The 21089-nt window shown below is 68.2% G+C and carries 21 protein-coding genes; 4 read left to right on the top strand and 17 right to left on the bottom strand.

Going from position 1 to position 21089, the window contains the following annotated elements:
• Window positions 1–41 precede the first annotated feature (41 nt).
• From NGR01S_RS03620 to NGR01S_RS03605, 4 genes are read right to left on the bottom strand one after another with little or no spacing between them, the layout of a single operon-like run.
• A complete protein-coding gene (locus NGR01S_RS03620; protein WP_063034707.1) occupies window positions 42–1295 on the bottom strand; it encodes an FAD-dependent oxidoreductase in 1254 nt (417 codons plus the stop codon).
• Between the two features lie 12 nt (window positions 1296–1307).
• Complete coding sequence (locus tag NGR01S_RS31895) at window positions 1308–1934, bottom strand: maleylpyruvate isomerase family mycothiol-dependent enzyme (RefSeq protein WP_063034706.1); 627 nt, start codon at window positions 1932–1934, stop codon at window positions 1308–1310.
• Window positions 1931–2761, bottom strand: a complete 831-nt coding sequence (locus tag NGR01S_RS31890; RefSeq protein WP_063034705.1) for a fumarylacetoacetate hydrolase family protein — start codon at window positions 2759–2761, stop codon at window positions 1931–1933. Before NGR01S_RS31890 ends, NGR01S_RS31895 begins: the two co-directional genes overlap by 4 nt.
• A complete protein-coding gene (locus NGR01S_RS03605; protein WP_063034704.1) occupies window positions 2758–3915 on the bottom strand; it encodes a cupin domain-containing protein in 1158 nt (385 codons plus the stop codon). The genes NGR01S_RS31890 and NGR01S_RS03605 overlap by 4 nt, the downstream gene beginning before the upstream one ends.
• Before the next feature lie 63 nt (window positions 3916–3978).
• Between NGR01S_RS03605 and NGR01S_RS31885 the strand changes: the two genes are divergently transcribed.
• Both NGR01S_RS31885 and NGR01S_RS31880 read left to right on the top strand, forming a co-directional pair.
• Complete coding sequence (locus NGR01S_RS31885; protein WP_218020709.1) at window positions 3979–4473, top strand: IclR family transcriptional regulator; 495 nt, start codon at window positions 3979–3981, stop codon at window positions 4471–4473.
• Window positions 4474–4529: 56 nt separating this feature from the next.
• The gene (locus tag NGR01S_RS31880) at window positions 4530–4742 is read left to right on the top strand and encodes an IclR family transcriptional regulator domain-containing protein (protein WP_218020708.1); all 213 of its coding nucleotides are present in this window, start codon (window positions 4530–4532) and stop codon (window positions 4740–4742) included.
• A gap of 139 nt (window positions 4743–4881) precedes the next feature.
• On the opposite strand, the gene NGR01S_RS03595 is transcribed toward NGR01S_RS31880, so the two are convergent.
• The gene (locus NGR01S_RS03595) at window positions 4882–5496 is read right to left on the bottom strand and encodes a TetR/AcrR family transcriptional regulator (protein ID WP_063034703.1); all 615 of its coding nucleotides are present in this window, start codon (window positions 5494–5496) and stop codon (window positions 4882–4884) included.
• Between the two features lie 105 nt (window positions 5497–5601).
• Between NGR01S_RS03595 and NGR01S_RS03590 the strand changes: the two genes are divergently transcribed.
• A complete protein-coding gene (locus tag NGR01S_RS03590) occupies window positions 5602–6348 on the top strand; it encodes an SDR family NAD(P)-dependent oxidoreductase (RefSeq protein WP_063034702.1) in 747 nt (248 codons plus the stop codon).
• Window positions 6349–6403: 55 nt separating this feature from the next.
• Here the strand turns inward: NGR01S_RS03590 and NGR01S_RS03585 are convergent, their stop codons facing one another.
• Entirely contained in the window at window positions 6404–7777 is a 1374-nt protein-coding gene (locus tag NGR01S_RS03585) for an alpha/beta hydrolase-fold protein (RefSeq protein WP_063034701.1), read from the bottom strand.
• A 508-nt stretch (window positions 7778–8285) separates the two neighbouring features.
• Here NGR01S_RS03585 and NGR01S_RS03580 point away from each other — a divergent pair.
• Window positions 8286–8591: a PepSY domain-containing protein gene (locus NGR01S_RS03580; RefSeq protein ID WP_157107098.1), complete on the top strand. Its 306-nt coding sequence runs from the start codon at window positions 8286–8288 to the stop codon at window positions 8589–8591.
• A gap of 179 nt (window positions 8592–8770) precedes the next feature.
• Here the strand turns inward: NGR01S_RS03580 and NGR01S_RS03575 are convergent, their stop codons facing one another.
• The 11 genes from NGR01S_RS03575 to NGR01S_RS03525 form a co-directional block, all read right to left on the bottom strand.
• On the bottom strand, window positions 8771–9592 hold the full coding sequence (locus NGR01S_RS03575) for a Mut7-C RNAse domain-containing protein (RefSeq protein WP_063034699.1): 822 nt from the start codon (window positions 9590–9592) through the stop codon (window positions 8771–8773).
• A gap of 334 nt (window positions 9593–9926) precedes the next feature.
• Window positions 9927–10844: an alpha/beta hydrolase gene (locus tag NGR01S_RS03570; RefSeq protein ID WP_084480325.1), complete on the bottom strand. Its 918-nt coding sequence runs from the start codon at window positions 10842–10844 to the stop codon at window positions 9927–9929.
• A 219-nt stretch (window positions 10845–11063) separates the two neighbouring features.
• Complete coding sequence (locus NGR01S_RS03565) at window positions 11064–11912, bottom strand: SDR family NAD(P)-dependent oxidoreductase (RefSeq protein ID WP_063034697.1); 849 nt, start codon at window positions 11910–11912, stop codon at window positions 11064–11066.
• The gene (locus tag NGR01S_RS03560; protein WP_084480324.1) at window positions 11887–13512 is read right to left on the bottom strand and encodes a class I adenylate-forming enzyme family protein; all 1626 of its coding nucleotides are present in this window, start codon (window positions 13510–13512) and stop codon (window positions 11887–11889) included. The genes NGR01S_RS03565 and NGR01S_RS03560 overlap by 26 nt, the downstream gene beginning before the upstream one ends.
• Entirely contained in the window at window positions 13512–14213 is a 702-nt protein-coding gene (locus tag NGR01S_RS03555; protein WP_063034695.1) for an ABC transporter ATP-binding protein, read from the bottom strand. The genes NGR01S_RS03560 and NGR01S_RS03555 overlap by 1 nt, the downstream gene beginning before the upstream one ends.
• Window positions 14210–14995 (bottom strand): ABC transporter ATP-binding protein, encoded by a 786-nt coding sequence (locus NGR01S_RS03550; RefSeq protein ID WP_063034965.1) that lies wholly within the window; start codon window positions 14993–14995, stop codon window positions 14210–14212. Before NGR01S_RS03550 ends, NGR01S_RS03555 begins: the two co-directional genes overlap by 4 nt.
• 5 nt (window positions 14996–15000) lie before the next feature.
• Entirely contained in the window at window positions 15001–15993 is a 993-nt protein-coding gene (locus NGR01S_RS03545; protein ID WP_063034694.1) for a branched-chain amino acid ABC transporter permease, read from the bottom strand.
• Window positions 15993–16868, bottom strand: a complete 876-nt coding sequence (locus NGR01S_RS03540) for a branched-chain amino acid ABC transporter permease (RefSeq protein WP_063034693.1) — start codon at window positions 16866–16868, stop codon at window positions 15993–15995. The genes NGR01S_RS03545 and NGR01S_RS03540 overlap by 1 nt, the downstream gene beginning before the upstream one ends.
• A complete protein-coding gene (locus tag NGR01S_RS03535) occupies window positions 16865–18067 on the bottom strand; it encodes an ABC transporter substrate-binding protein (RefSeq protein ID WP_063034692.1) in 1203 nt (400 codons plus the stop codon). The genes NGR01S_RS03540 and NGR01S_RS03535 overlap by 4 nt, the downstream gene beginning before the upstream one ends.
• A 116-nt stretch (window positions 18068–18183) precedes the next feature.
• The gene (locus NGR01S_RS03530; protein ID WP_063034691.1) at window positions 18184–18867 is read right to left on the bottom strand and encodes a TetR/AcrR family transcriptional regulator; all 684 of its coding nucleotides are present in this window, start codon (window positions 18865–18867) and stop codon (window positions 18184–18186) included.
• Window positions 18868–19354: 487 nt separating this feature from the next.
• Window positions 19355–20692 (bottom strand): lipase family protein, encoded by a 1338-nt coding sequence (locus NGR01S_RS03525; protein WP_169811857.1) that lies wholly within the window; start codon window positions 20690–20692, stop codon window positions 19355–19357.
• Window positions 20693–21089 lie beyond the last annotated feature (397 nt).

Here is a 21089-nt window from a genome sequence, read left to right as displayed (position 1 = left end):
GATCCGGAACCGTAGTCGCCCGCTACCTCGATACCGGGCGACTACGCGGGCCCGGCACCCACCCGGTCGGCCGAGTCGAGCGGTATCGGCTCGAACATCGGGGGCTCGTCCGCGGGGAACAGTGCCGTCGGACCGTAGATCCAGTCGGTGAACGAGTAGTCGCCGACCGCGCGCTCCCGCAGCAGCACATTGCGTTGCGCGCGCCGGATCCCGTCGAGATGCCAGAGTTCACCCCAGGCCCGGGCTGTCAGCACCACGCGCCGACAATGTTCCGGCCGGACGGCCTCGTACGCCGCGAGCGCCCCCGCCCAGTCGACGACCCCGTCGGCGTCCCGCAGACGCCGCACGTGTTCGGCGAGCACCCACCCGTCCTCGATCGCCATGATCGCGCCCTGCGCCATGTACTGCAGCGGCGGGTGGGCAGCGTCGCCGAGTAGCGCGATCCGTCCGTCGACCCAGGTGCCGATCGGGTCGCGGTCGTACATCCGCCACCATTTGTCCCGCCACATATGTGGCAGCCGGTCCTGGACGAAATCACAGGTCGTGGCGAAGGCGGTGTCGAGTTCGTCGGGAGTGCCCCAGTCGTCGAGACCGGCCACGGCCTTCGGGGATTCGAACACCGCCACCTGGTTGAGCAGATCGCCGCCGCGTAACCCGTAGTGGACGAAATGACAGTGCGGACCGACATAGACGACCACTTCGGAGAGGTCCACCGGCCGGTCCACCTCCGCGATCGGTACGGTACCGCGGTAGGCGACATAGGCGGAGGACACCGGCCGGTCGTCGGTGAACAGGGTGCGCGCGACGGAATGCAATCCGTCGGCCGCGATCACGATATTCGCCTCGTGGACCGCACCGGCCCGCGTTGTCGCACCGGCTTTCCCATCGCCCTGCGTATAGGAGACGACGCGCTGTTCGGTGCGCAGTTCGACACCCGCGTCCCGGCAGGCCGCCAGGAATAGCGCGTGCAGATCGCTGCGGTGGATGACCAGGTACGGGAAGCCGTACTCGCGCTCCAGATCGCGCAGGTCGAGTGAGGTCAGTTCGCTTCCGTCGACCGCGTCCCGCATCACCATCCGGTCGGGCACGACTCCGCGGGCCTTCACCTCGTCCAGCAGACCGTAGTCGTCGAGGATGCGCGTGCAGTTGGGCGCGAGCTGAATACCCGCGCCGACCTCACCGAACTGTTTCGCCTGCTCCAGGACCCGCACCCGCAGGCCGAGCCGGGACAGTGCGAAAGCGGTACTCAGCCCGCCGATACCGCCGCCGACGATGACGACGTCAGGGGTGCTCATGAGGAGCCTCCTCTACAACCAGGGGCCGAGGTCGGGGACGCCGGCGAGGGAATGGGAACGACCGGCGAGGTAGGCGGTGACCTCGGGGAGCGGGCCGTCGGGGATCTCGTCGAGTCCGCGCTTGCCCCGGATATCGGTGACGAGCGCGGACAGGAACGCGTCGGGCAGGTCGGCGAAGGTGGTGCCCGTGCCGAGATCGACGGCGTGGATACACACCTCGCGCGCCCGCAGCCACGGGATCTCCGTGGCCGGGACGGCCCGCCCTTGCGCGGTGACGACCTCGTTGTGCCAATCGTCCCCGGGCAGCGCCTCCATCGCGACGGATAGTTTGCGCACCGCCTCGTTCAACCAGGTGATCAGCTCGTCCGCGGCCAGCGCGGCGCCCGACTCGATATCGGCATTGCGCTGGTCGGGCGAGGAATACATCGGCGTGCGGTCGCCGGTGCGGGCCCAGTACACCAGATTCCCGAGCGCCTCGGCATTGGCCGCGACATGCGCCACCAGATGTTTACGCGTCCACCCGGGCAGGCTGCTCGGCGCCGACATCGACTCGTCGTCGAGCAGGGCGGCCTGCGTGACGAACAGGCCGGTCCCATGCTCGGCCCACTTCAGCGAGTCGGCGTGTGTCCGCCCGGTCACGAGGCCTTCACGACCTTGTTCGTGCAGGCCCCCAGCCCGGCGATCCGGGTCACCACGGTTTCCCCGCCGGCCAGGTAGACCTTCGGGTCCCGGGCGTGGCCGACCCCGGCCGGGGTGCCGGTGGCGATCAGATCGCCGGGGTTCAGCCGGATCACCGTCGATACGTACTGCACCAGGCGCACCGGGTCGAACAGCAACGTCCCGGTGTCGTCGTGCTGCATGACCTGCCCGTCGACCAGCGTCTCCACCTCGAGCGCCGGCCGCACCCCGCCGACCTCGTCCGGGGTGACGACATAGGGTCCGACCGGGGTGGAGGAATCCCAGATCTTGCCCTGCGTCCATTCGATCGTGCGGAACTGCCAGTCCCGCACCGACACGTCGTTCATCACGGTGAACCCCGCGATGGCGTCCGCGGCTTCGGCCTCGGTGGCCCGCCGCACCGGCTTGCCCACGACCACCACCAGCTCGACCTCCCAGTCCAGCGCGTCGGTCTCGGCCGGTTTCACGATCGGATCGTGGGGCCCGATGAGGCTGTCGGCGAACTTCGGGAAAAGCGTGGGGTAGCTGGGAAGTTCGCGCCCCATCTCCTTGATGTGGTTGGTGTAGTTGTGCCCGACGCAGATCACCTTCGACGGGTTCGGCACCACCGCCGCGAAATCCGCGCCGGCCACCGGCCAGGTCCGCCCGGTGGCCTCGGCCGCGATCGTGGCCCAGTCGTCCCGGGCGAACAGCGCGCCGAGGTCGTCGTAGCCCAGGTCGACGAGCGTGTCACCGTCGAGGCGCACCGCGCGGGTGCCGCCGTCGACGCGCAGGGTGGCGAGTTTCATCGGGTGATCTCCTGACGGTCGAGCCGGAGCGCCTCGAAAACGGGCGCGTCCGAGAAACGGAAAAGGTCCAGGGCGCCGGAATCGGAGTCGGTGCCACCGGCTTCCGATCTGGCGGAGAAGGGTTCCCACGAAGGGACGACGAACAGGTCACCGCGGGTAACCGACCAGCTCTTGTCTCCGACGGTCACCGTGCCGGACCCGTCGAACACTTGATAGACCGACGACCCTGTCTCCCGGACCGGCGCAGTCTCCGCGCCCCGGGTGATCCGGTGGAATTCCGCCCGTATGGTCGGCAGCACATCGGTGCCGTCGTGCGGATTCGAGAACCGCACGGCCGCGTGTCCGGGTTCGATGGTGCCGCCGTACCCTTCCTTTTCCAGCAGCAGCTGATCATGCAACGCGGCATCCGTGTGCTCCCACTTGTAGGCCAGCAGTGGCGATCCCGGCGCCACCGCACCCACCGACAGCGGCCGCAGCCCCGGATGCCCCCACAGCCGCTCCGACCGCGACCGCTCCGGCGTAATCCGCTCCGCGTCGCCGATCTCCGCGCGCCCGAATTCGAAGAATTGCGATTCCACGACGTACTGGAACGGAATGTCCAGTCCGTCGATCCAGGCCATCGGCTCCGAGGTCGCGTTGTGGTGCGCATGCCAGTTCCACCCGGCCTGGGGCAGGAAATCCCCGCGTCGCATCGGCACCGCGTCACCGTCGGCGGTGTTCCCGGTGCCACCCACCACGGTCCACACTCCCGACCCCTCCACCACGAACCGGAAGGCATTCTGGGTGTGCCGGTGCTCCGGGGCATCCTCGCCGGGCATCAGATACTGGATCGCGGCCCACAAGGTCGGCGTCGCGAACGGCCGCCCACCGAGCGCCGGATTCGCCAGTGCGATCGCCCGCCGCTCACCCCCGCGACCGACCGGCACGATATCGCCCGCCCGCGCCGCCAGCCGCAGCAGATTCTCCCACCGCCACAGATGCGGCACCGCCCGCGACCGCGGATGCGCCGGCATCAGATCGCCGATCTCGGTCCACAGCGGAACCAGCAGCTCCTGTTCGAAGCCGCGGTACAGCTCCTCGAGGGCGGGGGTGACGTCCGGCTGGTCCGGCGCCGCGACCGCCCGCAGCCGGACGGGGGTGTCAGTCGTGCTCATATCGCCTACAGTGGCCCGTGTCGATTCAGCAGAACAGATAATTCTGTAGAGCAGAACGGACAGATGGGCAACACGGAACCGAAGACACCACCGGCATACGTTGTGACCAGCGCGGAGCACGCGCTGCGGGCAGCGGTCATGCTGCAGCTGGAGGGCGGGTTGACCGTCAGCCAGGTCGCCGAACGGCTCGGGGTGGCGCGGTCTACCGCGCATCGGTTGCTGCAGACGTTGGTGTACCGGGATTTCGCGGTACAGGACGAGCAGCGGGTCTACCACCCGGGCCCGGTCCTCGAGCTGGCCACGCACTCGCAGTCCCGGACATCGCGGCTCCGGGCGGCTGCGCTATCTCATCTGCAACGACTGGTCGATCTGGTGGGGGAGTCGGCGAACCTGACGATCCGGGCCGGGGATACGGCGCGGTTCATAGCCAGTGTCGAGTGCCGGCAGGCGCTGCGGGTGGGGATGGTGTTCCCCACCCATCGCACGACCGCCGGTCTGGTACTGCTGGCGGAGCTCGGCGCAGCCGAATTGGACGAACTCTACGACGAGGCGCGCTAGCGGAACGTCCTGATGAACGGCCGAATCTGCCGAGTCTGCGCACCCAGCTCTCCACAGTGCGCCGGGCGGGGTTCGCGCTGAACGACGGGCTGTCGGAACGCGGAGTGGTCGCGGTCGGGGTTCCGGTGCGGGACGCGGACGGGACCGCGCTGGCGGGGCTGTCGGTGTCCATGCTTTCGCTCCGCTATCGCCCGAATCGGTTACCGACTCTGGTGGCCACCCTGCACCGCGCCGCCGGAGGAATCGAAGCGAGCCGCGGCGACTCATGAGAGCATCCCGAATTCGGAGGCAACGTGACACACGGGCATGTATTGCCCGGTGGTCGCCGCACAACGCGGATGGCCGGGTCGTCAACCGGGCGCGGACAGCGCGGTGCCCGAGTATCGGACAGGCGATGCGAACGGACCGTCAGCACCTGTCGATTCGGTCGCTGGAGTGGTCCGGCAGGAGTTGAGCCGCGAGTGATCGTGCCGTGGCCGTGAGTGTGGCCCTGTCCAGTCCGGTCCTGCCCATGAACACGATTCCCTGTTGCGCGGCCAGGAGGGCTCGCGCCAGGGCGATCGGATCCGCTCCGGCCGGCAGGTCCCCCTCGCGTTGGGCGCGGGCGACGCAGTCACCGATCAGCGCGGTGGAGGTCTCGTAGGTGCGGTGGGCGTGGACGAGGACCTCCGGATCGGCGTTGCCGAGTTCGCAGGTGCTGTTGGCCATCAGGCAGCCACGCCGCGTATCGGTGCCGGTCGGGTCGTCGATCGGTGCTTCGAGGAGCAGGCGTAGCGCCTCCACGGCCCGTGGGGCCTCGGCGAGGGCTTTCCGAAGGTGGCCATGGTTGTCGTCGGTGTAGCTCTGCAATGCCCGGAGGAAGAGCTGACGCTTGTCGCCGAATGCCGCATAGAGGCTGCCCTTGCCCAGTCCGCTGACCCGCATCAGGTCTTCCAGCGAGGTCGCGGCGTAACCGGCGTCCCAGAACTGCTCCCGGACGGCCTTCAGCACCTGCTTCTCGTCGAACGCTCGCGGACGTGCCATGCGAACCAGGATACGGGTTCTTGACTGCCTGGTCCATAAAGGGCATATTGTGGACCGTACAGTCAAGAACTTCGTCGCACGGCGCGCTCGAGGAAGTGGGAGCACATGAGAAAGCTGGACAACAAAGTGGCGATCGTGACCGGCGGATCGCGGGGAATGGGGGCGGCGTCGGCGCTGGCGCTGGCCGACGAAGGAGCCGATATCGCGATCAGCTACTCGTCCTCGGCGGATCAGGCCGAGGCCGTTGTCGCCGAGCTGGAGGCGAAGGGCGTCCGCGCGGAGGCTTTCCGTGCCGACCAGTCGGACGCGGCACAGGCGGCGGGCCTGATCCACAGTGTGGTTCAGCGGTTCGGGAAGCTGGACATTCTGGTCAACAACGCGGGCGTCACCGTCGGCGGCCCGATTGATGGCGAGTATGTCGACGAGTCCGCCTTGGATCGCCAACTCGCCATCAATTACACCAGTGTGGTGGCCGCGATCCGGGCGGCGTTCCCGCTGCTGCCCGAGGGCGGGCGGATCGTGAGTATCAGCTCGGGGGTGGGAACGCGGGTGGGCTTTCCCGGGATGACCGACTACGCGGGTACCAAGTCGGCCCTGGAGGGCTACAGCCGCGGCGCGGCCCGCGATCTGGCCCACCGGGGCATCACGGTCAACGTCATCCAGCCGGGGTTCATCGACACCGAGATGAACCCCGCCGACGGCCCGGCCGCACCCATGTTTCTTCCGACAACGGCGATGGGGCGGTACGGCAGGCCGGAGGAGATCGCCGCAGGCGTGGTCTTCCTCGCCAGCCCGCAGGCCTCCTATGTCACCGGTGCTGTGCTGAGGATCGACGGCGGATACGGCGCGTAGCGCGACCCCGCAGCCGGATCCGGATCGGTGCGGCTCCCTCGAGTGACACGGTTGTTCACGCAGCCCCCGGCAGCGCACTCGAGGACGAGACGGTTGCCGCGGGGCGCAGCCGGGCGAGGATGCCGTCGAGGTCGATGGTGAACATCTCCGGCCGGAAGACGTGACCGCCGGACGCCTCGTACCATTCGTGCGGGATCCCGGCGTCGCGCAGGCGGGCGCGGAACTCCCGCTGGCCGGCCAGTACCTGGGTCTCGTTGACGCTGTCGAACCAGTCGATCGGGTCCGGGCTGGTGCCGGCGACGAGGAAGATCCGCTTGTTCCGGTAGCTGTCGATCCGCTCGATGGGGTTGTCGGCGCTGACCCTGGCCTGGTTCCAGAACGGCGCGCCGTAGACCGTGCCGCCGCCCAGTTCCACAGCGGCCGAGGACAGGTTCGCCCAGTGGACGACCAGGCCGAAATCGCGACGCAGACTGGCCGGGCCGGAATGGCTGCTGACCGAGGCGAAGTGGCCGTAGTACTTGGCCGTGTATTTCAGCGCACCGAAGCCGCCCATCGAGAACCCGGCGACCGCGCGGCCGTCGTATTCGGCATAGGTCCGGAAATTCGCGTCGATCCAGGGGAGCAGTTGGGCGATGTGGAAGGTCTCCCAGTTGCGTGGGCCGACGAACGAGCCGACCGGGTTGGAGTACCAGCCCGCGCGCCCGCCGTCGGGCATCACGACGATGATCGGCTTACCGGCGGTCAGGTCGCGAATACCCAGGAAGTCGAACTGGCGGAAGTCCTCGCCGCCGCCATGGAAGAGGTAGAGAACAGGGTAGGTGCGTCCACTGGTCAGGTAGTCGTCGGGGAGCAGGACGTTGACCCCTGGGTTCCAGCCGATCGCACTGGTCTGGAACCGGTAGTACCACATACGAGGGTCGCTCTCGTTGCGGTCCACGATCGTGAGTCCGAATCCGTCGCTGCGCCCGGCGAATATCACCAGTACTTCTCCGGCGCCGATGGCGTCGGGGTCGGCGAGGTCGTTGACGGCGGTGATCAACGGGGCGAAGGAGGGGTCGCCGTAGAAGCGCAACGCCAAGTCCGGCACCGTGTCCCCCGCGCGAACCTTGTATCTCGTGATCTCGGGAATGATCAGTTCTTGCCCGACGTCGAGGGTGTCGGGGTCGGTGATCGCGCCGGCGGTGGTGATCAGTCGGTGTAGTCCCGCATCGCCGTAGAACCGGAATGCCAGGTCCGGCAATGTATCTCCGGCGACGGCCTCGTACCTGGTGAAAGCGGGGATGATCAACTGTTGCCCGATATCGAGGGTGTCGGGGTCGGTGATCGCGCCGGCGGTGGCGATCAGTGGGTGTAGACCCGCGTCACCATAGAAGCGCAATGCCAAGTCCGGCAACGTTTCCCCCGCGACGACCATATGTGTTCTTACCATCCGAATCACCCCTTCGATAGCATATTGCTCTAGTGTCCAACGCTGCGAATTCGTTGTCCAGTACTTCAGATAACTCTCTGTACAGCGGAAATGGTTGTCCGATGGCATGGTTCGGCGGCAAGCCGGGCGGCGATCCGATTGCCATCGAAGGTGACTGCAAGCGCTCCTGGAATCGGGATCGCGCACGTTGTCCTCACGACTCCGAAGGAAGGCCGTCATGGCAGCGATGCCGCCTCGGCGCTGTGACAGGTTTTGGCACCTGAACGGAGCCGGGCGTTCGTCTACGCGATGCCCCGCCGGTCTCGCGGGTTCTGCCACCGGCCGGGGGAACCCGCGGGGGGCTCCTACTTCCTCTGGGCGCCGATTGCACGCCGCGATGCGGAAGGCGTGTAGACCGTCCCGGAGTGGGTAGTTCTGCATGCGCAATACGTCCTACCAGCGTAAACAGCGCAATATGCGGTAACCGCGGAATCGCGGATCCGGCTACCGATATATCGAGGAGGACTCGTTGATGTACACGATCGGTCACCACAGCGGCGGGGTACGTCGTTTGTGGGCAGGCTCAGCCCTCGCGGCGATCATCGTCTGGGGTGGTTCCGCCGCGGCAACCGCGCAGCCGGCGCCCGAAGACCAGCAGTCGCTGGAAGCGGCACGGCAGGCACTGATGGGGGCGACGGTCGAGTCCGTCGAGGTCGACCTGTCCGGCGGTGCCCCCGAGTTGGAGGTCGACCTCCGGACCCGTGACGGCGCCGGCTACGAGGTGACGGTCGATATGAGCACGGCCACGGTGCTGTCGGTCGAACCGGACGACTGAGCCGGGGCCCGGCGTGGGGTGGTCGGCGGATGACTCCGGCGGTGCCGCCGAAACGCCGCGCCGGGCCGAACGGAAGGCGGAATCGACAACCGGGAAACGGGTCCGGTGCGAGTGCCCGGGCGATGCCGATGCGCATCGGTCGGGCGCCGAGCCGATCAGAAGGCCGGGGAAGTCGTCGGTCACCGAGTGCCCGCAACGCGGGCGACCTCAGGTGGAGAGGGCCTCCGGATCTTGGACATGATGCGGGCGACGAGTTCTTCGAGACGGTCCTGGTGAGTGCCCGCCCAGTACACACGTGCGCAGCCGGTGCATCGGCGGAAGGTGTCGTGCCCGCGGCGGGTGAGAGGAGGAAGCAGGTCGATCACGTCGGCCTTCGCCACGTCCGCCAGGTGTGCGCCGCAGCGTAGGCAGCGGGTGAGCGGGTCCAGCCGGTTGGACAGGTCGAGGCGGTCGATCACCTCCACTACCTGGTCGATCGGAAGGTCGGCACGCACGAAGAGGCCGTGGGTCACGATGCGGCGGGCGAGCAGGCCGCGGTCCCTGGTGAGCAGGATGCGACGGTCGTCCAGGGCGATCTCGGCGAGTTGCGCGTCCTGGGCGTCGAAGTCGCAGCGGACATCGAGGCCCATCAGTCGTAGCAGCCGAGCGGCGCCCCCGAGATTGACATCGACGAGCAGGCGCGGTTCACGCAGCGGGCGCGGGCGCACCCGGGTCAGCGCGCCGATGTCGAGGCTCTCGAACACCGGGTAGACGGCGAGCCGGTCGCCCGGGCCGGGGTGGTGTCCGAAATCGACGGATTCCCCGTTCACCAGCAGCAGGTCGATTTCGGTGTGTGGGATACCGGCCGCCTCGACGATGTCCTTCACGGTTTGATGGGGCCGTACGGGCCGCTGCAACACCGAGAACCGGGAACGCGGGGGTAGGAAATCGTTCAGCTCGGCGTAGACGCGGAGTTCGATATCGGCCGATTCGCCCGCGGTGTCGGCGGCATGGATGTGCATGATCGAACTCCATGGTCGTACCTACTGCACCAGACCCCTGCGTGACTCCGCAGTTTACCCGCGGCAACCATTGCGGATCCGTGCTGCACCCGCACCGTAACGGCCGCGTAGGCACTCGACGCGCCAGAGCGGGGAGCGGAATCCGTACCTGCTTTCGTCGGGCCGCCGGATGTCCTGGAGTTCGATGTCGGCAGCACCGGGAGAACGTAACCGGTTCAGTGGCCGAGTGGCTGCGCCGCCCGGTCCGGTCCGGGTGCGAAGTCGGCCCCCGGCCCGGACCCGCGGCCGTCCGCAGTGAAGATACGACCGGTTCCGGACGTCTGGTCGGCTACCGTCAATGGGCCCCGAGTACATCCAGGATCATCGGGCGGGCGGTGGCGAGTGCCCGGCCCCAGTAGGGCCAGGTGTGGGTGCCGTCGACGATGTCGATACGGGCCGGGATGCCCAGCGCCGCGACCCTGTCGCGGAAGATCTGCGTGCCCACCGCGGCTATCGCCTCCAGTCCCATGGCGTTCACCGTGTTGCCGACGCCGTACGGCACATCGGGAGCCCCGGGGCCGCCGTTGCCGGCCGAGACGTACATCGGCAGGCCGCGCAGGAGTTCGGCCTGCACGGTGGGATCGTTGCGGCTCCAGGCGGGGTCGCCGACCGGGCCCCACATATCGTCCACATTGAATCGGCCCTCGTCCCACATCGCGGCGCGGACCGCTTCGTTCCACATGGGGAAGGTCGGATTCAGGAATCCGGAGAACGATCCGGCGAACCGGAACTGGTCGCGGTGGTACGCGGCCAATGTCAGAGCGGCCCCGCCGCCCATGGAGGCGCCGACGATGGCCTTGTTCGTCCGCGACACCCCGTATCCGGCCAGGAAGTCGGGCAATTCACGGGTGAGGAAGGTTTCCCACTTGTAGGTTTCCGTCTGGCCGTTGGTCCCGCTGGGCCGGTACCAGTCGGTGTAGAAACTGGAACGGCCGCCGACCGGGAACACCACGGTGACATTGTCGCCCGCGAACTGCCGCAGGGCGTCGGTATCACTGGTCCACTGACTGTGATCGGCCGGCGCGCGGAGGCCGTCGAGCACGTAGAGCGCCGCACTACCACCGCGCGCCGCCCATTGCACCTGGACCTTGATCGGTCCCATACCGGACGGCACGAGAAGTTCTTGATAGCCGCCCGCCGGGGCCCGCAGCACCGGGGTGCCGATCGGGGCCGCGCTGACCACTGCCCCGCCCACGCAGGTGGTCAGGACCATCGACGCAACGACCGCAGCGACTCTGCGCAGCCGCTTCCGCACCACCCACCGACTCTGCGTTCGCACCCGCTACTCCTCATTGGTCTCGGATACCGGTCGGGTGAGGACGCTACCGAAGCGATCCGGATTCGCTCGCGCGCCGCACAGAGCATCTCCTAAATTTTTCCGTTCTCGCGAGAACAACGACCTTCCGGAGCCTTCGCTTCGCGGCGCCGCAGGTCACGGCATCCGGGCAGTGCCCCCCAACCCCACGTCGAGTACCGTTCCGGTCACATAGCGCCCGCTCTCGCCGACAAGATGGCCGACCGCGGCGGCGATCGCTTCCGGCGGGCACCACGGGATCCGCATGGGGCTCATCCGCGCGTAGCGCTCTTCGACGTCGTCGCGGGAGGGGTGGTCGAGATCGGGGGCGAACAGCGAGTACAGGGCCAGATTGTGGAGCATCGGGGTGTCCACATTGGTGGGGCATACGATATTCGCGGTGATCCCACGTTCCGCGTATTCGAGGGCGACAGATTTGACGAGCCCGATCACCCCCCATTTCGACGCCGAGTAGTGGGCGAGGTTCGGGGTGCCCTGCCGGCCGCTCATCGAGGAGATGGCGACGATCCGGCCCCAGCCGGTGGTCATATGGGGGAGTACCGCCCGGAGACAGTGGAAGGTGCCGGTCAGGTTGGTGGCGAGCATATCGGCCCACATGGTGTCGGAGAGTTCGGTGACCGGCGCGAAGCCGACGATGCCCGCGGAGGTGACGAGTATGTCGATACTGCCGGTCTGTGCGGCAACGGTCCGGGCGAACGCTGTGACGGCGGCGGAATCGCGGACGTCGAGCAGGCCGGTGTGGCAGACGCCGCCGTCCGCGTCGATCAGCCGCGCCGTTTCGGTCAGATCGTGCTCGGTGGCCAGCGGGTAGGGGGCGGTATCGCTCGGCGCGCAGAGGTCCGCGAGCCATACGGTGGCACCCCGCCGGGCCAGTGCCCGCGCGATCGCGCGGCCTTGTCCTCGCGCGGCGCCGGTGACGATCGCAGTGCGTCTGCCGAGATCACCGGCGGTTGGGTCGTCCGTCATAGTCGTCATCTCCTCCATTCGTCCCGACCAACTGCTCGACCTGTGCTTTGGCGATCTTGCCGCCGGGCGCCAACGGCATGCTCTCCAGCACGCGCAGCCGTTCCGGCAGGTACTCCCGAGTGATGCCCTGGGCGCGCAGCCAGGTGTTGAGGTCCGCGAGCGACAGCCGATCGGTCCCCGGAGTCAGTGTCACCGCCGCGCACAGCCGCTCCCCGAACAGCGGATCGGGGACGCCGACCGCGGCGACCATTTCCACCGCGGGATGTTCACGGATGAAATCCTCCACTTCCAGCGCGGAGATGTTCTTGCCGCCGCGGATGATCAGGTCCGCCAGCCGGCCCACCACGCGCAGCCGGTCGGAGTCGTCGACTTCGACGATATCGCCGAGCCGGATCCAGCCGTCGTCGGTGAAGAGTTCGGCGTTGGCGGCGTCGTCGTTCCAGTAACCGGGGGACATGAGGGGCCCGCGGACCGCCGGTTGCCCGCGCCGGACGCCCGGACCCGTGGTGCCGTCGTCGAGGATGCGGACGTTCATCGCCTCGATGAGCCGGCCACCGGTGCCGAGCCGGGTCTCGTCGTCGTCCTGGACGGTGGTCGCGCTCGCCGCGCCGGTTTCGTTGGAGCCGTAGAACTGGAGGACCAGCGCGCCGGTGGCTTCCTCGAAACGCCGGGCCTCGGCGTGGGGCACGGCCTCACCGCCGGTGAACATGACTCGCAGCGTCTCGGCCCGGGCCACCGCTCGGTCCGGGGTCTGCAGCATCATCCGGAACTGGGTGCTCACACAGGCCAGAATCGTGGCACGATACTCGGCCATCAGATCGATGGCGACCGCCGGGTCGAAGCGGTGCATCACCAACGCCGGGCGGCCCAGGAGAGCGGGCAGGAAATGTGAGGTCCACAGCCCGAAACCGAACGGCGCGGGTACGAACGCGGCTACGACCTCCCGGGCGTCCATCTCCGCGTTCCGGCAGGCGATCGCGGCGAACGCACTCCATCGTCGCTGGGTCTGCATGACGAGTTTCGGCCGGCCCGTGGTGCCGGACGTGCTGTTGAGCAGGCATACATCGTCCACCGAGAACTCCCGGACCGGTGCCGGGTGGCCCGCGCGCCCCACGGCGCTGTCGGTGATGACTCGCGGCCCGTCGACGATCACCAGGTGCGCCGGGGCCGCGTTGCGCGACCGCAGTTCTGCCACCAGGTCCGATACCGGGACACCCCGGTTCTCGCGGACGGTGACCAGCACGGTCGACCCCGAAGCCGACATCAGATGCGCGACTTCCGCCGGGCCGGACCGGGCGCCGACGGCGACCGCGCGAACACCCGCGCGGTAGGCGCCGACGAGCGTGCCGTGGAACTCCACGGTGTCGGGCAGATACACCGCGACCGCAGGAATCTCGCCGAGCGAGAGCAGCGCCGCGCAGACCCGATCGGCGAGGCGGTCGTAATCGGCCCAGGTGGTGGTTCCGGCAGGGCTGATGTAGGCGGGTTCATCCGCGCGGGTGCGGGCCCAATGGCGGACCAGGTCGCTCACCGAGTGGTCGGTGTATGCCTCCGGATCCGCTGTGAATCCGGGGAGATCGGCCAAGGACACGTGTTCCATCACAGAGCTTCCTCGAGCATTCCCAGGGCGGCTCGGTAGGCGGTGTCGAGTTCGTCGGTGTCGTCCTGTGGTGCGGAAAGGGAGCCCCGGATCATGACGTACCCGCGGTCGACGATCCCGGCCACCCGGTACAGCGCCGGTTCGGCCACGAGCACGGTGATTCCCGAATCCGCGAGGCCACGTACGTGTTCGAGCAGTTCTCCGGCGAGCTTGGGGGAGAGCCCGGTGGTCATCTCGTCGAGCAGCAGCGCGCGCGGCCGCACCAGCAGGGCCCGGGCGAGCAGCAGCATCTGTTGCTCCCCGCCGGAGAGGACACCGGCGAGCTGTTTCGACCGCGTCCGCAGAATCGGGAACCGTTCGAATGCCGTATCGAGTACGTCGTTGCGGGCGCCCAGCAGCCGCGCCCCGATCTCCAGGTTCTCCCGAACCGTCAGACGCGGGAACAGCTGCCGCCCCTGCGGGACGAACGCGATCCCGGCGCGCAGCCTCTTCTGAGCGGACGCGCCACTGAGGTCGTTGTCGTCGACTAGGACGGTTCCGGTCGCCGGTGTACTGCCGAACAGCGCGGACAGCAGGCTCGACTTACCGGCGCCGTTCGGCCCGACGACCGCCGTGACCTCCCCGGACCGCGCCTCGAGTGCCGTCTCCCGGACCGCGACGGCCTTTCCGTAGCGGACACCGACTCCGCGGGTGGTGATCATCGGGCCTCCTGAGTGGTACCGAAGTACACGGAACGCATCTCGGCGCTGCGCATACAGTCCTGCGGGCTGCCGGTGAACGCCACGGCACCGTCGGCCAGCAGTACCACCGAGTCGGCGAGTTCGGCGATCAGGTCGACATTGTGATCCACCAGCACCACCGAATGTCCCGAGTCACGCACCTGCCGGACAGCGCGGGAGATCGCCGCGATCCCGTCGGTATCGGATCCGGCGAATGGTTCGTCGAGCAGCAGCACCCTGGGTCGCGCGGCCATTGCGCGGGCGATTTCGACGAGCCGCTGGGAGCCCAGGCCGAGGCTGCCGGTGGGGACGCGGTCGGTGGTGACGGCGTATTCCGCGGCCACGGCGGCCGCGGTGTCGAGTACCGAGCGGGGCGTGCCCGCGAGCCCGCGCAGGAACGCCCGCACAGATGCTCCGTAGGAACCGAGGGACCGGCCGACGATACCGGGCACGATGTTCTCGATCGGGGTGAGTTCCAGGGCCAGCTGTGGATGCTGGAATGTCCGGGCGAGTCCGGCACGCGCACGTGCCGTGGGCCCGGCGGGCAGGACATAGCCATCCACGTGCACTGTTCCCGAGTCGGCGGATTGAGTGCCCACGATGCAGTCGACCAAAGTGGTCTTTCCGGCGCCGTTGGGGCCGACCAGGCCGAGTACCCGGCCGGCCGGCAGGTCGAAACCCACCTGGTCCACAGCGGTGACGCCACCGTAGTGCTTGGTCACACCTCGCACCGACAGCAGGGCCCCGGGGTCCGCGGATACCATCGCTGTCACCTCCTGTCCTGATTTCGGGGCGGTACGAGCCGTTCGAAGGCCCGCTGGATCCAGCCGATGACGCCGCCGGGTGCGAGCAGGAGGATGACCAGCACGACCACCGCCAGCAGCAGCTCACCCGACCCCTGGTAGCCGGGCATGTTCAGGCTGACACCGACGACGATCAGCGCCCCGAGCGGAGCGCCCCAGGCCGAACCGCGGCCACCGATGATCGGCATGAAGATGGCGAGGAAAACCAGGTCCAGGCCGAAGGTTTCGGGGGTCACCGCCTGCACCGACGCGGTGAACAGGGCGCCTCCGGTGGAGGCGATCGCCGCGCCGGAGGCCAGCGCCACCACGGTCAGGTGGGTGGGGGAGATCCCGGTGGACCGCACCGCGGGCGCGTTCTCGCGCGCGGCGGACAAGGCCAGACCCCAGGCCGAGCGGCGCAGGCGGTCGATGAACACCGCCACCACGCAGACGAACGCGATCGCGGCCACCACCTGGGCATAACGCGGGGGTTCCCAGCCGAACAGCGAGGGCACCGGAATACCGGAGATACCCGACGCCCCGCCGGTGATCGTGGTGGCGTCACCCAGCCAATGCTCGAATGCGATGGCGAAGAGCAAGGTCACGGCGGCGAGGTAGAACCCCGACAGCTTTCTGGTGGCGACCGCGAGTACTAGGGCGACCACGGCGGCGATCACCGTGCCCACGAGCCAGCCCCACCACGGCGACCACCCCTGTTTCACCGAGAGATAGGCCACCGCGTAGGCGCCGATGGCCGCATAGGCGCTGTATGCCATGGACAACGAGCCGGCCAGCACGAAGGGCAGATACATACCCAGCGCCACCAGCGCGTAGGTGGCGGCAAGGAAGACGAGGTCCTGCCGATACAGGCTCGGCCCCATCCACAGCAGTACCACGGCGAGGACGGCGAGACAGACGCCGAGCTCCCCGAGGACCGTCCGCGCTGCGGGTTTGGTGGTCGCGATCGCGGAAACGGCCATCACACACGCACCTTTCGTTGGAACAGGCCTTCGGGCCGGAACGCGAAGAACACGAGGGCGACGAGGAAGATGGCGATCGAACTGCCGGTGGCGCCGAAATAGAAACTGCCGAAAACTTGGATCCAGCCCAGCGCCAGCCCACCGACCAACGGTGCCCACGGTTTCCCGGTGCCGCCGACGACCAGTGCGAGGAAACCCGTGAGTGTCCAGGACAACCCACTGGTGAACTGTGCACCCGACTTCGCCGCGAAGACCACGCCCGCGATGCCGGCGATCGCGCCGGAGAGGCCGAACGCCCACAACCGGACCCGGGTGACGTTCACGCCGATCGTTCGGGCCGCTTCGTGATTGTCACCCACCGCGCGCAGCAACTGCCCGGTGGTCGTGCTGCGTAACCAGAGGACTGTGGCCGGCAGGACCATCACGGTGACCAGGATGATGGTCGCCGTCGTGCCCTGGACCGAGACCGTTCCCAGGTGGAAATCCGGCAGCGGCAACAGGTTCGGGACCGAAACCGGGGTCCGGCCGAAGAGCGTGCCCGCCAGTTGCTGAATGGCGAACAACGTCGCGGTCACCGCGACCAGAGCCGGAAGTTCGGCGCCGCCGGACCGGCGTTGCACCGGCCGGACCACTACGATCTCGGTCAGCAGCGATACCCCCACGGCCGCCACGACGCCCAGTACCGCGCCGGCGACGATCGGCACACCCCACTGGGCGGACGCGTATCCGGCCAGCAGGCCCGCGGCCATCGCGTACGGTCCCGCGGCGAAGTTGAAGAACGAGGCGCCCACCACGACCAGGTAGATCGACAACGCGACGAGCGCGAAGAAACAACCGATCTCGGCGCCGGCCAGCCACAATTGTGGATCGCTCATCGATCGGATCCCTTCGGTGTGCACTCCGGCTGGTACTCGGTCCAAGGACCGGCCGGGGTGTTGTCGGCACCGAATTCGATGAGCACCAGCCCGCAGGCCGAATCCGGAGCGATATGGTCGTCCGGCGCGAACGACAGGGTCAGCGGCGCCTGGCCGAAACTCGCCGGAACGTCACGGACCTGCTGCAGAGCCTGGTTGAGGCGCAGCCGATCGGTGTGGGTTCCGGCGAGTTCGATCGCCCGCGCGAGCAGCATCACCGAGTCGTAGGCCTGCGCGTCGTACGCGGTGAGCGAATAATTCGGCCCTTTGATCGTGCGCAGCCAGTTCTGTAGTTCGGTGGTCCGCGGATTGTCGTCGCTCAGGCTGCCCATATAGACCAGCCCGTCGAGGGAACCGGGCGCGGCGAGCTTCCACGACTGCGGCTGGTTTCCGATCGACGCCAGCGAGAACCGTTGCAGCCCGGGCGCCAGGCGGTGCACCGTGTTCTGCGCGAGTAGTTCGAAATTTCCGCCGACACTCGCGACGAGTACGACATCGGGATCGCCGTCGAGGAGCCGGCTCACCCCGGCGGTGAGATCGGCCGCGTCCACGGCCGCCTTCTGGGTGCCGACGATATCGATGCACCCGCGTAGCTTCGGGTAGAGCGTGGCGAGGATGCCCGCGATCGCCGGGCTCGAATCGGCGAGCACACCGAGCCGCTTCCTGCCCTGCGCGGCGAAGGCGCCGCAGTAGACATCGGCATACTGGGCCAGCGGATTCGGGACCATATAGGCGAAGTCATTACCGGGGGGACCGGCGACCGCGTCGGTCAGCGCGGTGGGCGCGATGGTGACGACCTCGGTGGATTGCGAGATCTGTTTGGCCTGGAGGGCCGATCCGCTCCCGGTCGCCAGGATGACGGCGGACGCGCCCTGGTCGACCAGTTTGCGAATGATGGACGGGGTATTGGTCGGACTGCTCTCGTCGTTCTCCACCACCAGCCGGACCTCTTTGCCGCCGATCCCGCCCTCGGCATTGAGCCGATCCACCGTCGCGCGGACGGTGTCACCGGCGATCGTCGAATAGGACGCGCCCGGCCCGGTCGAATCCTCGTCCATGCCGATGACGATGTAATCGTCCACCGGTTCACGGACCTGAGCACATCCCACCGGCAGCAGAGCCGCGGCCAGCACCCAGGAAAGAATCCGGGTACGTCTCATGAGACCACCACCAATCAAGCAAGCGCTTGGCCGTAGCCAAGCAATTGCTTGAGAGTGTGTCCTGCGCCACTGTTTCTGTCAACGGGGTGCCGCGAAAGAGGTCACGCGGACATGGGTTAAGACTCGTCGACCAGGTGTTTCGATAGGTTCTCCAGCCGGCGCTCGATGCGGTCGAGCCGATCGGTGATCGCCGCGGCGTCGCCTGCCGGGCCGTCGGACGCGCGAATCTCCGGGGCGGCGCCGCCGTCGACGAACGCGGCCACCACGGTATCGGTCACCTCGTCACGCCGCTGTGCCAGATGTTCCCGGTGGTAGCGGATCGACCACCACACACCCTCGCGCAGCATCCGCGCGAACTCGACCGGGTCGAGTCCGGCGCGCAGTTCCCCGCAGGTACTGGCCCGGGTCGCGGCGTCGATCCAGAACGTATGCGCCTCCCGGACCGCGTGCGCGATCTCCTCGGGCGCGCCCGGTCCGTGATACGCCTTCTCGTTCTGGTAGATCTCGGTCGCGTAGGGATGCGCCTCGGCGATCTCGATCGAGGAGTAGACCAGGGCGCGTAGCTCCTCCCGCATCCCGGTCACGTGCGGGAGTACCGATCGGTAGCGGGTGTTCAGATCGGTCAGGAAATCGTCCAGGATCGCGAACGCGATCGCATCCTTGGACGGAAAATGATGGTAGAGGCTCCCGGACAACATCCCGACACCCTCGGCGATATCCCGGACGCTGGTCCCCGCTACTCCGCGCTCGACGAAAAGCCCGGCAGCGACGCGTTTGATCTGGTCTCGGCGGCTCACCACCCGCCCATGCTTACCGTCGATCGCGACACCTGTCGAGCGGCCGTGCGTACGAGGCGATGTCGTGTCCGCGGGCACCTCGGACGACGACGCCGCCGAACCGGCGATCCCGGTACCTCCTGTGGCGGCGCATCGCGGCCGAACCGGCGGGGTCTTCCTGACCGAGCACAAACCGTACCGCCACGGTCGGGCAGATCGTGCGCGGACTCGAGGGCGGCCCGGGTGGTGGAGTGCGGTGGAGATACGCCGTGCCCCCCTGGCGTCCGCCTGCCGCCTGCGGCACATGCCGGGTACGGCGCAGGAGATGTTCTATCGCGAACTGGACAATTACACGGCGAGCGACCTGGTGGACAAGCGCACCGTGGAACTGCTGCACATCCCGGTCGTCCCGGCACGCCGGCCGCCGGCCGTGAATCCGGCCGGCGGTCGGCGGCGGGGCCGGAGCGGGTCGAAGCGGCTCGGCCCTCGGTGCCCGCGGCACCGCTCGTCCCTACTGCTCTGCACACCCAGGGGCCTGCGGGGTGCCGGCGAAGCGATCGGCGAGGAAGTTCATGCCGCCGAGTGCTTCACCCGCGGCTGCTCCGATATGCCCCGGGAACGGTGAGTGGGTCGCGGTGAGGGTGGCGCCGGCGGCGCAATAGGTATCGACGAGGGCGGTGTAGCCGGCGACGGGGATCTTCTCGTCGGAAACACTGTGGTACAGGTAGAGCGGGGCGTCGGGGACGGTGCCGCCGAGTTCGTTGGGGACGGCCGCGGCGCGGAAAGCGGGAGTAGTCAGCAGGTTCGGGACCGCAGCGAGGTCATCGATGTGGACATCCGGGTATTTCTGGGCCAGATCGGCGCCGCAGGCGGACGTGTCCGCCGTGCGCAGTGCACTGCGCCCCTGGTCGTTCAGCAGGTCGGCCAGCCGGGAGTCGGGTTCGTTCCGTGCCAGCCCGAGCAGGATCAGTATCGCCCCCGCCTCGCCGTCGGCATGCTCTGCCATGGCCGGGATATCGGTCGGCACGCCGCCGGCGCTGACGCCGACGAAGCCCACGTCGGGTGCGTATTCCTGGCGTAACTGTGCCGCCCACAGCGTGGCGAAGGCGCCACTCGAATAGCCGAAGGCTCCGATCGGGCTCGCGGTGTCGATCCCGGCCGGAGCGAAGGACCGGGCGGCCCGGATTCCGTCCAGGACGCCGCGCCCGGATGTCACCCCGTCGAAGAGCCGCGACTGCGGCCCTTCGTAATCGCTGACCACCACGGCCCATCCGCGCCGCAGGGCGTCCGCGATGAACGGCGCATCCTGTGCGACGGCCGCCATATCGGTGCCGTTGCGTCCGCCGCGCAGGGTGAACGACGGCGCGCACCGGGTATCGAGACTGTTCTCGGGTACCTGGTACGACAACACCGGCCGCGGCCCGTCCCAGGGTACCGGCGGCACCAGCACCGTCGTCACGTCCAGCTGCGGAGCAGCATCCGAATCGGTGGTCCGATAACGCAATTGGTACGCGTCCACCGGCAACGGCAGGCCGAGCAGGGGGATCGTCCGCGATCCGAGCACCGTGCCGTTCGGATGTGACGCGAGGTCGGCCGGCGCGGCATAGAAAGGATCCTCGCCGGGCGGCGGTACCGCGGCGCGCGCGGCCGGTATCGACAATGCCGCCGGCAGCGCGACCGCGGCGAGTGCGAGGAGCGCGAGCCAGAACCGTCCGATCCGCCGCGCTGGTACCGGTGGCCGGCATACACCGGGCACGCCGTGGAACGGCAGGACGAATCCGCTGGTAGCCGGACGCGCGGCCCGGCTCATGTTGTTCGGATAGGTCGACGGAGTCTGCTCGGATTTCATCATGCCTCCCGTGTCCGGGCGGCCAACCCGCAACCACTCCGGGCTCGCTGACCGGCCATGTCACATTTGGGCCAAGATCACGATAGCGTAACGACTGACTGCACGATAGCATAACGATCGCGTACTCCGGTTCGGGCGGCCGAGGAGAGGTCCTGGTCGTCAGGGCGGAGGTCGGTGACGACACGGTCACCGAACGCAATGGCGGCATCCCGACCGAACCCCATCGGCCGGCTCGACCGGAGGGTTGCCGGCAACCGGTACGGCCACCCGCGTGGAGGCGAGGCCCGGCCGAGCAGACCCGGTACCGGCGCGCAGACGTACCTCGACACGCCAGGTCATCGTCCGGCGAGGTCCGCTACCGCACGAGACTGCGATCCCGGCACCACGCCGGCGTCGC

Source organism: Nocardia grenadensis NBRC 108939 (genome assembly GCF_001613445.1).
Taxonomy (GTDB): Bacteria; Actinomycetota; Actinomycetes; order Mycobacteriales; family Mycobacteriaceae; genus Nocardia; species Nocardia grenadensis.
The sequence above is the reverse complement of the archived record's forward strand: the minus strand, read 5'-3'. Positions and strand labels throughout refer to the sequence as shown.